Raw genomic sequence first — 13019 nt, forward strand, 5'->3', positions numbered from 1 at the left:
CGCCAGCGTTCCGGACGGCCAGCAATGGTCAGACCCGTAAATAGCGGAAATACCAGACCTCATGCCCTTGTCGCCGTGCTTTGCGCTCGTAGCGCGTCTCGGGCCAGTCGTCGGGGCGCGTCAAAAAGTCGCGCGGCGTCTGCGCGGTCCAGACGAAGTCGCGGCGGCGGTTCATCACCATCATCGCCCAGCGACAATAGGTCGGATCGTCGGTGCCCAGCCGGAACTCGCAGCCGGGCTTGAGCTTGGCGGCGATCAGATCGAGCGGACCGTCATTGACCATCCGCCGCTTGGCATGCCGCGCCTTGGGCCAGGGATCGGGATGGAGGAGGTAGACGCGGTTCAGGCTGGCATCGGGCAACCGCTCGGCCACGTCGAGCGCGTCGCCCATGTGCAGGCGGACATTCTCCAGTCCCTGATCGCGGATATGACCGAGCGCGCCGACAACCCCGTTGAGGAATGGTTCGCAGCCGATAAAGCCATGATCGCGCCGCGCCGTCGCCTGTCCCGCAAGATGCTCGCCGGCGCCGAAGCCGATCTCCAGCTCGAGCGGGCGCCCAGAATTTTCGGCGTCGCCGAACAAGGCCCGCGCATCGAGCGGGCCGGTTTCCGGTACCTCGACGGCGGGCAGCAGCTCTTCGACCAGGGCGGACTGGCCCTGGCGCAATTTATGTCCCTGGCGCCGGCCATAGAGGCGCCGGATGGTCGTCGGATCGTTCATCGTGCGACCGACTATAGCGTGATCCGCCGAAAGCCAATCGCGGCCAACGAAGAAGGGCCGGAGATCGCTCCCCGGCCCTTCGCCATTTCAACCGATATGATCGAGATCAGGCCAGAGCGGCCTTGAGATCGTCGACCAGGTCGGTGCGCTCCCACGGAAAGAAGTCGCCTTCGGGCTTGCGGCCGAAGTGACCGTATGCCGCAGTGCGCGCATAAATCGGCTTGTTGAGGCCGAGATGCGTGCGGATGCCCCGTGGGGTCAGGCCGCCCAGCTTCTCGATCTTGCCGATTGCCGCTTCCAGTTCGTCGTCACCGACCGTGCCGGTGCCATGCGTATCGACATAGAGCGACAGCGGCTTCGAAACGCCGATCGCATAGGCCAGCTGGATCGTCACGCGCTGGGCGAGGCCGGCCGCGACGATGTTCTTCGCCAGATAGCGGGTGATATAGGCCGCCGAACGGTCGACCTTGGTCGGGTCCTTGCCGCTGAACGCGCCACCGCCGTGGGGCGACGCACCGCCATAGGTGTCGACGATGATCTTGCGGCCAGTCACGCCGGCGTCGCCATCAGGGCCGCCGATCTCGAAGCTGCCGGTCGGGTTGATGTGATAGACGGTCTCGTCGCTGAGCAAGGCCGAGGGGATCACGTCGGCGACGACTTGCTTCACATAAGCGTGAAGCTCGGCTTCCTTGTCGCCTTCGTCATAGCCCTTGCCATGCTGGGTCGAGACGACGATCGCAGTGGCGGCGACAGGCTTGCTGCCCTCGTAGCGCAACGTGACCTGACTCTTGGCGTCCGGCTCCAGAAACGGCGCCTTGCCGGAGTGGCGGTCGGCGGCCATCTGCTCGAGGATCTTGTGGCTGTAATAGAGCGTCGCTGGCATAAGATCCGGCGTATCGTTGGCGGCATAGCCGAACATGATGCCCTGGTCGCCGGCGCCTTCGTCCTTGTTGCCGCTGGCGTCCACGCCCTGTGCGATATGCGCCGATTGCGGGTGCAGATTGTTCTCGAAGCGGAAGGTTTCCCAGTGGAAGCCGTCCTGCTCATAGCCGATCCGCTTCACGGTATCGCGCACCGCCTTCTCGACCTCGTCGCGGACGCCGGGCGCCCAGTTGCCGGCCTCGTCCATGATGCCCTTGCCGCGGATTTCACCGGCCAGCACGACGAGCTGGGTAGTGGTCAGCGTCTCGCAGGCGATGCGCGCTTCGGGGTCTTTCGACAGGAACAGGTCGACGATGGCGTCGGAAATCTGGTCGGCGACCTTGTCGGGATGGCCTTCGGAGACCGATTCGGACGTGAAGAGATAATTGGAACGCATTGAGTTTCCTCTGGGGTCTGGCGGAAAGCCGGGCCGTTGCCATGCCCATATAAAGCTTTCCTTATATGAGGCTGCGGGTCCTAGCGAGCGAGCCGCCGGATGGCAATCGCGCAAATCAGCAGAATCGCCGAGGCGATTCCCGCCAGCCAGTTGCCGAGGCGCGAGAAGAGGGTGGGGGAGCCGCGCATTACCGAGCCTTCGATCGCGCTGGCGCGGCCCATCGGGATGCTCTGGCGTACCACGCCGTCAGGGTCGATGATCGCTGAGATACCGGTCGGCGTCGCACGGACGATCGACAGACCTTCCTCGATCGCGCGCAGCCGCGCCTGGGCGAGATGCGCGGGCGGACCCAGCGTGCCGAACCACGCGTCGTTCGATGGGTTGAAGATGAAGTCGGGTCGATGGGCGGGGTCGACGACATGGCCGGAGAAGATCACTTCGTAGCAGATCAGCATGCCGACCTTGCCGAAGCCGGGAATGACCATCGTGCGCGGGCCGGGGCCGGGAATGAAATCGACATCGCCAGGAACGAGGCGCGACAGGCCGATCGCTTCCAATACGGGGCGCATCGGCAGATATTCGCCATAGGGAACCAGATGCGCCTTGTCGTAGCGACCGTGGAGTTGCGCATCGGGGCCGATCACCGCGATCGAATTGGTCGCCGCGATCATATTCTCGGTGCGCTTGTCGAAATACATCCCCTGCGTGCCGGTCAGGATCGCGTCGTGGTCGCCAAGCAGCAAAGCCATCCGGATGCGCGCGGTCTGCGCGCTGCCCATCAGGTCGTAGACATAGCGCGGATAGCCGTCTTCGACCGGAAAGCGGATCGCGCCCTCCGGCCACAGTATCAGGCGGGGATGGTTGGCGTCGGGTTTTCCCGACAGCCGCGCGAGTGCCTGGAAATTGGCTTCGGCGTAATCGGCGGTCGGTTTGGCCTCTTCGGCCAGGTTGGGTTGGACGATGCGCACATGGGTGGCGAGGTCGGGCGCGCGGGAAAGATGTTCAGCCGGGACGGACGAATAGCCGACCAAGGCGATCAGGATGAGCATGGGCAGATAAGCACGACGGTCGCTGGCGATGACCAGGAGACAACCGCCCGCGATCACGACGATCCCCGACAGAGCATAGCTGCCGACATAGGCGGCGAGGCCTGCCACAGGGATCGACACCCAGGCTGCCGCGAGCGGGTCCCAAGGATAGCCCGTGAACATCGTCCCGCGAAGATATTCGGTCGCGATCCAGGCAACGCCCGCGACCAGCACGAAGGCGGTATCGACGCGAGGTGCCGGATCGCCCTTTGCTGCTGGGCTCGCGAGTCGCCAGGCCAGCCCGGCGGCAAGCATCGGGAAGAGCGCGAGATAGGCAGCGACAAGGACTACCGCCACATAGCCGAGCCAAGGCGGCATCGCGTCCTGAAATTCGAACGGCTGCTGAATCCACAAGTTGGCGACGGCGAAGTGGCCGAGCCCGAACAGCCAGCCCATTCCCAAGACTTGTCTGATCGAGCCGCCACCATGGATGAGGAGCAGCCAGACCGCAAACCCGGCCAAGGTCAGCGGCCACCAGTTCCATGGCGCGAAGCCGAGCGCGGATATGGCACCAAGCGCGAGTGGCAGGAGCGGGAGGAGACGACGCATCGCCTCGCGCTATGGCTGCGAAATGACGAAGCGCGCTAGCCCCAATCGTCATGCCGGGCTTGTTCCGTGCTCGAGCTTTGGCTTGCCCCCGGCAAGCAAAAATCGTGTCCGGGGGGCACGACCTCGCTCGAACACCAACGTGCAACCACGACTTAATTCCGATGGGATGGTTGGACCCCGGAACACGCCCGGGGTGACGTTTGGTTCTACGGGCAGTAGCTAGGAATTATGCTTCGACCTTTCCATCTCGCCTTTCCCGTCCACGATCTCGCCGCCGCGCGCGCCTTTTACGGCGGCACGCTCGGGTGTCCGGAGGGGCGTAGTTCGGATAGCTGGATCGACTTCGACTTGTTCGGGCATCAGATCGTGGCGCATCTCGATCCCGCGGCGAAACCGGTCGCGGTGTCCAACCCGGTGGACGGTCACGACGTGCCGGTGCCGCATTTCGGCGTCGTGCTGACGATGGACGACTGGCGGGCGCTGGCCGACCGCGTAAAGGCGGCGGGAATCACCTTCGGAATCGAGCCGCATATCCGCTTCGTCGGCCAACCGGGCGAGCAAGCCACGATGTTCTTCCTCGACCCATCGGGGAACGCGCTGGAGTTCAAGGCGTTCGCCGATGACGCGCAATTGTTTGTAACATGATTACGACGGGGTTCTTTACGGCATGAGCGATCCGATCGTTGTCGAGGTGCCGCACAAATTGGGACTGGCAGAGGCGCGGCGGCGAGTCGATGCTGGCATCGGCAAATTGTCAGGCTGGTTTCCCGGCGGAGCCGAGGTCGAGCATCATTGGACGGCCGACGTGCTCCATTTCACCATTGCAGCGATGGGGCAGCGCGTCGCCTCCAGCCTGGATGTACGCGGCGACCGCATAGTCGCGACCGTCGACCTGCCGCCATTCCTGGCGCTGTTCGCCGACCGCATCCGCGCGAAGCTCGCCAAGGAAGCGCCCAAATTGCTTGAATAAGCTTGCTCGTCACGACGTCTGCACTTCGATCACCCCGGCGCGCAGCAACGCGTCCGCGGTGCGCGAGAATTCGGTGACCAACGTTTCGAGCAAGGGCTCGAGCGCGCGAGTCTGAATGGCGCCGGGCACGACCGTCACGCCGCCGCGCGGATCCTCGATCAACAGCCCCGTCTCGATCATTTGCGCGACGTGGCGGCGCACCGTTTCCCTCGCCAGTCCGGTCGCGGCGGCGATCGCGCTGCGCGACATCGGCACGACCCATTCGCGCGGCAATATGGCAGTTGCCGTGAATTCGCGCGGCACGCTGCGTTCGCGCATCAATTTCTGGATGTTGCCGACCGATACCGTGCAATAAATCAGCACGGCCGTGGGGCTTTCGCCATCATGTCCGGTGAAGGTGCGGTGCATCGACAGGAACAGGTTGGTTAGCGCGAACATGGCGGTGCGCCAATGATCGCTCATACCCTCGGGAACCGTCGCGACGCGGTCGCCAGCAGCCATATGACTCACTCCCGCCCCCGCAAGTGACCCATTTTGGGCAGTTAAAATGAAATCGTCAACGCATGAATCGAGCAAGTTGGTGTAAAGCAACGGAATCGAGGGAAAAGATACGCGTCGAAGCGTGGACCCTTCGGTGTCGTACGGGTGTGCGGGCTGCGCGGTCGGGGGGCCAGTTGCAGCCCGCCCCTTAAAGGCCTTGGCAGCTTCGCTGAATCGGTGCTGGCCCGCTCCCCACCCGGCCCCAATAGAACACCCTGTTGGGGTTGGGCGCCCGGGCGCGGGAGCGGGCCGGTACCGCAGCCGTTTCAGCTCTGCTGAAACAGGATTTAGCGAGACGCCTTCGGAGTCGCAGCCGCGCTTGGCGACGGGGCGGGCGCCGGAGCCGGCGTCGCCGAACTCACCCGCCAGATGACATTGCCGACATCGTCCGCCACCAGCAACGAGCCGGTGGTATCGAAGATCACGCCGACCGGACGGCCGCGTGCCTGCCCCTTGGCGTCGAGGAATCCCGACAGCACGTCGACCGCTTTCGCTCCCTTGGTGGGAAAGCCATTATCGCCGAACGGCACATAGATGACGCGGTAACCCGACACCGGCTGCCGGTTCCACGACCCGTGTTCGCCGATAAAGGCGCCGTCGGCGAATTGCGGGCCAAGCCGGGCCTCGTCGGCGAAGGCCAGCCCCAGCGCCGCCACATGCGGGCCCAAAGCGTAATCGGGGCGCTTCACATATTCCTGCAGCCCGGGATTTTCCGGCTTCACGCGATGATCGGGATAGCCGCCCCAATAGAACCACGGCCAGCCGAAATTGTCGCCGGCTTCCACCGCACTCAGATAATCGGGCGGGCTGTCGGATCCTAGCATGTCGCGTTCGTTGACCACCGTCCACAACGCCTTGGTCTTGGGTTCGAGCGCCAGTCCGTTGGGATTGCGCGTGCCCGCGGCATAAACGCGGAAGGTCTTGGTATCGGGGAAGACCTGAAGGATGTTAGCGCGGAATTTCTCCGCGTCCAGGCCGTTGTCGGCGATGTTGCTCGAGGAGCCGACCGCCAAATACAGCGTCTTGCCGTCCTCGGCGACGATCACGTTGCGCGCCCAATGGTTGCCGCCGCCGGGATATTTGATCACCGTTTCGGGCTTGGCGTCGATCCTGGTCTGCCCTGGCGTGAAGGGATAGCGCACCAGCGCATCGGTATTGGCGACGTAGAGATACTGCCCGAGCAGCGCCATGCCGTAAGGCGAGTTGAGCCCGGTCAGGAACGTCTGTTTCACCTCGGCCACACCGTCGCCGTTCGCGTCGCGCAACAAAGTGATGCGGTTGGCCGAGGGAACCCCGGCGCCGCCTTTGTCGAGCAGATAGTTCATCACCCAGCCGGCGATCCCGCCGCCCTTGCGTGGCGGCGAATTGGTTTCGGCAACCAGCACGTCGCCATTGGGCAGGCGGTAAAGCCAGCGGGGATGGTCGAGTCCGGAGGCGAAGGCGTTGACCTTGAGCCCGGCCGCCGCGGTCGGCGTCTCCCCTTGTTTCCATCCCACCGCATTGGCGACCTTGATCGTCGGCCAGATCTGCGCCCGCGCGGGCGTAATATCGGGTCTGCCGCCGCTGACCGCGGCGATGCTGAGCCGCGCTTCATCGGGTTGGGCAAAATAGAGATAGAGACCGCCCACCAGGATGAGGACGAGGGCAAGACCGATCAGGATTCGCTGGCGCATGGCGGCACGATAATGACGGCGAGGGACGGGGGCAATGTTATCCCATCGCGTGGCCGGAGGAATCCCCGCACCGCACAAGCGATCCTTGGGCGATGGCAAGCAGAGCTGTATTTCCCATCAAAACACTATGAATTAGATAGAGGCGGTCCGCTCCCTGGACACAAACTGCGGCCCGGCCGTTCCCCAGCAGCCGGGCCGCTTCCCTTGTTAAACAGTGGTGGCGTTTGCGATGGTGGCTGGAAACTTGATCGACGACGCGTCGGCGGAATTCATCCGGGGCGCCGTTGCCGACCTGCGGGATGCGCGACTTAGATCCCGTGCGCGCCGCCAACCGCCAGCCGTGCGATTTCCGTCACCCGAAGCGCTGGCGCAGGCGATCAGCGAGCTGTCCGCGGCCTTGTATCCGCGCCGTCTCGGCGGGTTTCGCGGCGGGCCTGAACAGGAAGACGCGTTTGTCGCGGCGCGCCTGACGGACGGGCTCGATGTCCTACGGCAGGAGATCGATGCCGAAATCACTTATTGGCAACTGGAGAGCGCTGCTCCGTTCGACGACGATCATGCTTCCTCGCTCATCCGGCATTTCGCGGCGACCCTGGCCGACATCCGGGCATTGATCGACAGCGATATCGACGCTGCTTTTATCGGCGATCCCGCGGCGCGCAGCGTGGACGAGATCCTGGTGAGTTATCCGGGAGCGATCGCGACGCTGCATCACCGCATCGCGCACGAGCTCCACATATTGGGCGCGGCGATCGTCGCGCGATCGATTTCGGAGCTCGCCAATGCGCGGACCGGCATCGACATCCATCCCGGCGCTGCGATCGGCCCGCGCTTCTTCATCGACCATGGCACCGGCGTGGTGATCGGCGAGACGTCGATCATCGGTTCGAACGTCCGGCTCTATCAGCATGTCACCCTGGGTGCGCGCAGCCCGTTATGGGACGCGAGCACGGCGCCGCGCGAACGCTATGCACGGCACCCGATCGTCGAGGACGATGTCGTGATCTATGCCGGCGCGACCATCCTTGGCCGCGTGACGATCGGCCGCGGCTCGACCATCGGCGGCAATGTCTGGCTGCTCGATGACGTCCCGCCCGAAAGCGTGATCGTCCAACCGGGTGCCATCCGTCTGCACGGTGCGGAGGCCGATGCGCTCGGCGACGCGCTGGCACGCACCCGATCGCCGGCGCGGAGGATGGCGCTATGATCTCGCGGATCAGGCTTTCTTTCGGCGCGCAGGTACTGATCGGTATGGCCGCCGGCCTGGCGCTCGGCGTACTAGCGCGCTGGCTGGGCAGCGCTGCGATCGGTGAGACCGCGCACACGATCGGTCAGATCTTCGTCCAATTGCTCAAGGCGCTGGTGCCGCCATTGGTGTTCACCGCGATCGTCGCCTCGGTCGCGGCGCTGCGCACGCTGGAAAACGCTGCGGCGCTGGTTTCCCGGACCTTGTTGTGGTTTGCGATCACCGCGCTGATCGCGGTCGCGATCGGCATATTTCTCGGGCTGGCATTACAGCCGGGACTGCACGCCTCGATCGCCGCTGGCGCTGCCAAGGCGCCCGGCACGACCGGATCCTGGCTCGATTTCCTCAAAGGACTGGTCCCCGCCAACGCGCTGGGACTGGGTGCATCGACGACAGTGACGAACGGCGTCGCGTCGACCGCGGTGTCGTTCAACGTACTGCAAGTGATCGTCGCCGCGCTCGCGGTCGGCGCGGCCGCGGTCAGGATCGGCGAGCCGGGCGAAGCGTTCCTCGCATTCAACGCCTCGGCGCTGGCGATCTTCCGCCGGTTGCTGCGCTGGGTAATCGCGCTCACGCCGATCGGCAGCGCGGCGCTGATCGCCGACGCGCTGGTCCGTTATGGCTGGGACGCGCTGTCGTCGCTCGGCGCATTCGCGATCGCCGTCTATGCCGGTCTCGCGATCGTCCTGCTGCTGGTCTATCCGGCGATCCTCATCGCCAACGGTCTCAATCCGTTGCGTTTCTTCGCAGGTGCCTGGCCGGCGATCCAGCTCGGTTTCCTGTCGCGCTCCTCGGTCGGGACCTTGCCGGTGACCGAGGAAGTGACGGAGCGGCGGCTGGGCGTACCGCAAGCTTATGCCGCCTTCGCGGTGCCGCTGGGCGCCACTACCAAGATGGACGGGTGCGCGGCGATCTATCCCGCAATCTCGGCGATCTTCGTGGCGCAATTCTACGGCATTCCGCTGCACCTTGGCGATTATGGCTTGATCGCCTTTGTCTCGGTGATCGGATCGGCGGCGACCGCCGGGCTTACCGGCGCGACGGTGATGCTGACGCTGACGCTTTCCACCTTAGGCCTGCCGCTCGAGGGCGCGGGTCTGTTGCTGGCGATCGACCCGATCCTCGACATGGGCCGCACCGCGGTCAACGTGGCGGGCCAGGCATTGGTGCCGACCGTCGTCGCGAAGCGAGCCGGAATATTGGACGAGGCAGTCTATCGGGATTCGCCCCTGGCCATCGGCGCCGAAGCCGTCGCCTAGGTCCAGCAACCCGCCCAAACAAAAGCCGCCGGCGCCAAGGGGGGAGGGGGCGCCGGCGGCTCTATTCGCCCGGCCGGTCCGGCCAGGCGGGACTGTTCGACCTCAGGCGAGGTCGTAACGATCGGCGTTCATCACCTTGGCCCAGGTCTTGACGAAATCGGCGACGAACTGATCGCCGGCGTCCGCCGAGGCATAGACTTCGGACAAAGCGCGCAGTTCCGAGTTGGAGCCGAACACCAGGTCGGTCCGCGTGCCGGTCCATTTGCGCTGGCCAGTGTGGCGGTCATTGCCCTCGAATTCCTCGTCGCCGCTATCGTCGATCTGGCGCCAAGCGGTCGCCATATCGAGCAGGTTGACGAAGAAGTCGTTGGTCAGTTGGCCCGGCCGGTCGGTGAACACGCCATGCTTCGAGCCACCATGATTGGCGCCGAGCACGCGCAGGCCGCCGACCAGCACGGTCATTTCGGGTGCGCTCAAACCGAGCAGCTGGGCGCGATCGATCAGCAATTCCTCGGTCGGCACGTTGAACTTGACCTGCAGGTAATTGCGGAATCCGTCCGCACGCGGTTCGAGTACCGCAAAGCCTTCCGCATCGGTCTGGTCGGCAGTCGCGTCGCCGCGGCCGCTGGTGAACGGCACCGTCACGCTACGGCCGGCAGCTCTTGCGGCCTGCTCGACGCCGACATTGCCGCCGAGCACGATCAGGTCGGCGATGCTGACCTTGCCCGCGCCACCGAAATCGGCCTGGATGCCCTGATAGATCTGGAGCACCTTGGCGAGTTCGGCCGGTTCGTTGACGTCCCAGTCCTTTTGCGGCGCGAGGCGGATGCGCGCGCCGTTGGCGCCGCCGCGATGGTCGGACCCGCGATAGGTCGCTGCCGACGCCCAGGCGGTCTTCACCAGCTGCGCGACGCTGAGGCCGGAGTCGGCGATCTTGCCCTTGAGCGTGGCGACGTCGCCATCGCTCAGCCGCGGACCGGCGGGAATCGGGTCCTGCCAGATCAAATCCTCGGCGGGGACGTCGGGGCCGAGGTAGCGCGCCTTCGGGCCCATGTCGCGATGGCACAATTTAAACCAGGCGCGGGCGAAGGCGTCCGCGAAATAGGCCGGGTCGGCGCGGAACTTTTCCATCACCTTGCGGTATGCGGGGTCCATCTTGAGCGCCATGTCGGCGGTGGTCATCATCGTTGGCACGCGGACGCCAGGCGTATGCGCCTTGGGGGCCAGCGTTTCCTCGGGATTGCCGACCGGCTGCCACTGCTTCGCACCGGCGGGGCTCCTCACCAACTCGTAGTCATGGTCGAGCAGCATGTCGAAATAGGTCATGTCCCAGGTGATCGGCGTCGGCGTCCACGCGCCCTCGATACCCGAAGTAATGGTATGGTCACCGATCCCGCTTTCATGCCCCGATTGCCAGCCGAGACCCTGTTGCGCGATGTCGGCGCCTTCGGGCTCGGCACCGACCAGGCTGGCATCGCCCGCGCCGTGCGCTTTCCCGAAGGTGTGGCCGCCGGCGGTCAGCGCCGCCGTCTCTTCGTCGTTCATCCCCATGCGGTAGAACGTCTCGCGCATGTCGCGCGCCGATTGCAGCGCGTCCGGTACACCACCCGGTCCTTCGGGATTGACGTAGATAAGGCCCATTTGAATAGCGGCGAGCGGTTCCTCGAGCGCGCGGCCTTCTTCCTCATGGATGCGCGTCTTGTTGTTCGGGTGACCGACCCATTCCTCCTCGGTGCCCCAGTAGATGTCGCGCTCGGGCTCCCAGACGTCGGCGCGGCCGCCGCCGAAGCCGAACACCGGGCCGCCCATCGATTCGATCGCGACGTTGCCGGCCAGGATCATCAGGTCCGCCCAGCTGAGCTTGCGGCCATATTTCTGCTTGATCGGCCAGAGCAGGCGGCGCGCCTTGTCGAGATTGCCGTTGTCCGGCCAGGAATTGAGCGGGGCGAAACGCTGTTGCCCGGCATTGGCGCCGCCGCGGCCGTCGCCGGTGCGATAAGTGCCGGCCGAATGCCACGCCATGCGGATGAAGAACGGACCGTAATGCCCGTAATCGGCCGGCCACCAGGGCTGGCTGTCGGTCATCAGCGCGGTCAGGTCCCGTTTTACCGCGGCAAGGTCGAGCGACTTGAACTCTTTCGCATAATCGAAGTCGTCGCCCATCGGATTGCCGCTGATCCCCTTTTGATGAAGGATGTCGAGCGAGAGATGATTGGGCCACCAGTCGCGGTTGGTTCGGCCGAGCAAGCTGCGCAGCGCCGCGGGTTCCTTGCTCGGATCGCTCAGCGGGCTACCTTCGGTTACAGCATCCATCTCGTTGTTCCTCTCGTTCGCGCCGGGGCCACCGGCGCTAGGCTCTATCGGATCGGGTGCGCAGCCGGAGCTCGGCTCGCCCATCGGTTGTGGCTTGTGAGGCGATGCGCTGCAATCATTTATGCGATGAGTTAATCTGATCTCCACGAGCGGAAAAATCGATCAGTAAGCCTCGGTCTCGCCGAATCCAGGCTTTGGCAGTCGTTTGGGCGACCGACCTTGAACGCAGGACGCGCGCGAGTAGAAGCACCGCCATGAAGCCCGTGATCTTCGGCCTGTCCGGCCTGGCCCTCACCGACGACGAACGCGCGTTTTACAAGGACGCCGATGCCGCCGGGTACATATTGTTCAAGCGTAACATCGAGAATCGCGAGCAGGTTCGCGCATTGACAGACAGCCTGCGCGAGATGACCGGTCGCGACGAGCTGCCGATCCTAATCGATCAGGAAGGGGGCAGGGTCCAGCGGATGCAGCCGCCCGAATGGCCGCAATTCCCTGCCGGACCCGATTTCGACAGACTCTACGATGTCGCCCCGATGAGCGCGATCGAGGCGGCTCGGGTCAATGCCCAGGCGACCGCGCTGATGCTGGCCGAAGTCGGCGTCAACGTCGATTGCTGGCCTTTGCTCGACGTCAGCCAGCGCGACACGACCGAGGCGATCACCATCCGCGCGCTGGGCCACGAGCCGATGCGCGTCGCGGCGATGGGCAAGGCGATCATGGAAGGGCTGCGCGCCGGCGGTGTGGTCGGCGTGGTCAAGCACATGCCGGGCCATGGCCGCGCGGTGGTCGACACGCATTTCCATCTGCCGACGGTGACCGCATCGGAGGATGAATTGGAGATTGATCTCGAGCCGTTCCGCCGCCTGGCGGACGCGCCGATGGGGATGACCAGCCATATCGTGTTCCAGACCTGGGACCCGGAACGCCCTGCGACCATGTCGCCGGTGATCGTCGAGCAGGTGATCCGCGGCAAGATCGGCTTCGATGGGCTGCTGATGACCGACGATATCGACATGAAGGCCTTGTCAGGGACTGCGGGGGAGAAGGCCGCTGGGGCGATCGCCGCTGGTTGCGATATCGTGCTCGATTGCTGGGGACGGATGGAGGAGATGCGCGAGATCGCGTCCCTGCTCAACGACATGCCGGCCAAGTCGCTTGAACGGCTCGATCGTGCGATGGCGACGGTGCGAGGAGTTCAACCGGAAGGGGATTTCGCGGAACTGATCGCCAAACGGGATGAGTTGCTCGCGCTCGCCTAATTCCATTCGTCATGCCGGCCCTGTGCCGGCATCCACAGAGCCGCGGGCCCTTCGGCTTGTTGCGCGGTAGACCCGGCACA

11 protein-coding genes are annotated in these 13019 nt (G+C 64.8%); 5 read left to right on the top strand and 6 right to left on the bottom strand.

Annotation, left to right across the window (positions count from 1 at the left end; translation table 11 throughout):
* Positions 1-28 precede the first annotated feature (28 nt).
* The 3 genes from trmB to lnt form a co-directional block, all read right to left on the bottom strand.
* Entirely contained in the window at positions 29-721 is a 693-nt protein-coding gene (gene trmB, locus SAS01S_RS05310; RefSeq protein WP_066805927.1) for a tRNA (guanine(46)-N(7))-methyltransferase TrmB, read from the bottom strand.
* Between the two features lie 106 nt (positions 722-827).
* Positions 828-2039, bottom strand: a complete 1212-nt coding sequence (gene metK, locus SAS01S_RS05315; RefSeq protein ID WP_066805929.1) for a methionine adenosyltransferase — start codon at positions 2037-2039, stop codon at positions 828-830.
* A gap of 80 nt (positions 2040-2119) precedes the next feature.
* The gene (lnt, locus tag SAS01S_RS05320) at positions 2120-3676 is read right to left on the bottom strand and encodes an apolipoprotein N-acyltransferase (RefSeq protein ID WP_066805931.1); all 1557 of its coding nucleotides are present in this window, start codon (positions 3674-3676) and stop codon (positions 2120-2122) included.
* A gap of 228 nt (positions 3677-3904) precedes the next feature.
* Between lnt and SAS01S_RS05325 the strand changes: the two genes are divergently transcribed.
* Both SAS01S_RS05325 and SAS01S_RS05330 read left to right on the top strand, forming a co-directional pair.
* On the top strand, positions 3905-4321 hold the full coding sequence (locus SAS01S_RS05325) for a VOC family protein (protein ID WP_066805933.1): 417 nt from the start codon (positions 3905-3907) through the stop codon (positions 4319-4321).
* A 22-nt stretch (positions 4322-4343) separates the two neighbouring features.
* On the top strand, positions 4344-4646 hold the full coding sequence (locus SAS01S_RS05330; RefSeq protein ID WP_066805935.1) for a polyhydroxyalkanoic acid system family protein: 303 nt from the start codon (positions 4344-4346) through the stop codon (positions 4644-4646).
* 9 nt (positions 4647-4655) lie between these two features.
* Here the strand turns inward: SAS01S_RS05330 and SAS01S_RS05335 are convergent, their stop codons facing one another.
* Positions 4656-5147: a helix-turn-helix domain-containing protein gene (locus SAS01S_RS05335; RefSeq protein ID WP_066805937.1), complete on the bottom strand. Its 492-nt coding sequence runs from the start codon at positions 5145-5147 to the stop codon at positions 4656-4658.
* Between the two features lie 326 nt (positions 5148-5473).
* Entirely contained in the window at positions 5474-6859 is a 1386-nt protein-coding gene (locus tag SAS01S_RS05340) for a PQQ-dependent sugar dehydrogenase (protein WP_066805939.1), read from the bottom strand.
* 229 nt (positions 6860-7088) lie between these two features.
* Here SAS01S_RS05340 and epsC point away from each other — a divergent pair, with 229 nt between their 5' ends.
* On the top strand, positions 7089-8066 hold the full coding sequence (gene epsC, locus SAS01S_RS05345) for a serine O-acetyltransferase EpsC (RefSeq protein WP_066805941.1): 978 nt from the start codon (positions 7089-7091) through the stop codon (positions 8064-8066).
* Positions 8063-9364 carry a dicarboxylate/amino acid:cation symporter gene (locus SAS01S_RS05350; protein ID WP_066805943.1) on the top strand — a complete coding sequence of 434 codons (1302 nt, stop codon included), beginning with the start codon at positions 8063-8065 and terminating at the stop codon, positions 9362-9364. Before epsC ends, SAS01S_RS05350 begins: the two co-directional genes overlap by 4 nt.
* Before the next feature lie 102 nt (positions 9365-9466).
* Here the strand turns inward: SAS01S_RS05350 and katG are convergent, their stop codons facing one another.
* Positions 9467-11677, bottom strand: coding sequence for a catalase/peroxidase HPI (gene katG, locus SAS01S_RS05355; RefSeq protein WP_066805999.1), 2211 nt, complete (start codon positions 11675-11677; stop codon positions 9467-9469).
* Between the two features lie 254 nt (positions 11678-11931).
* Here katG and nagZ point away from each other — a divergent pair, with 254 nt between their 5' ends.
* The gene (nagZ, locus tag SAS01S_RS05360) at positions 11932-12939 is read left to right on the top strand and encodes a beta-N-acetylhexosaminidase (RefSeq protein ID WP_066805945.1); all 1008 of its coding nucleotides are present in this window, start codon (positions 11932-11934) and stop codon (positions 12937-12939) included.
* Positions 12940-13019: the final 80 nt, after the last annotated feature.

Source organism: Sphingomonas asaccharolytica NBRC 15499 (genome assembly GCF_001598355.1).
In the GTDB taxonomy this organism is placed as follows: Bacteria; Pseudomonadota; Alphaproteobacteria; order Sphingomonadales; family Sphingomonadaceae; genus Sphingomonas; species Sphingomonas asaccharolytica.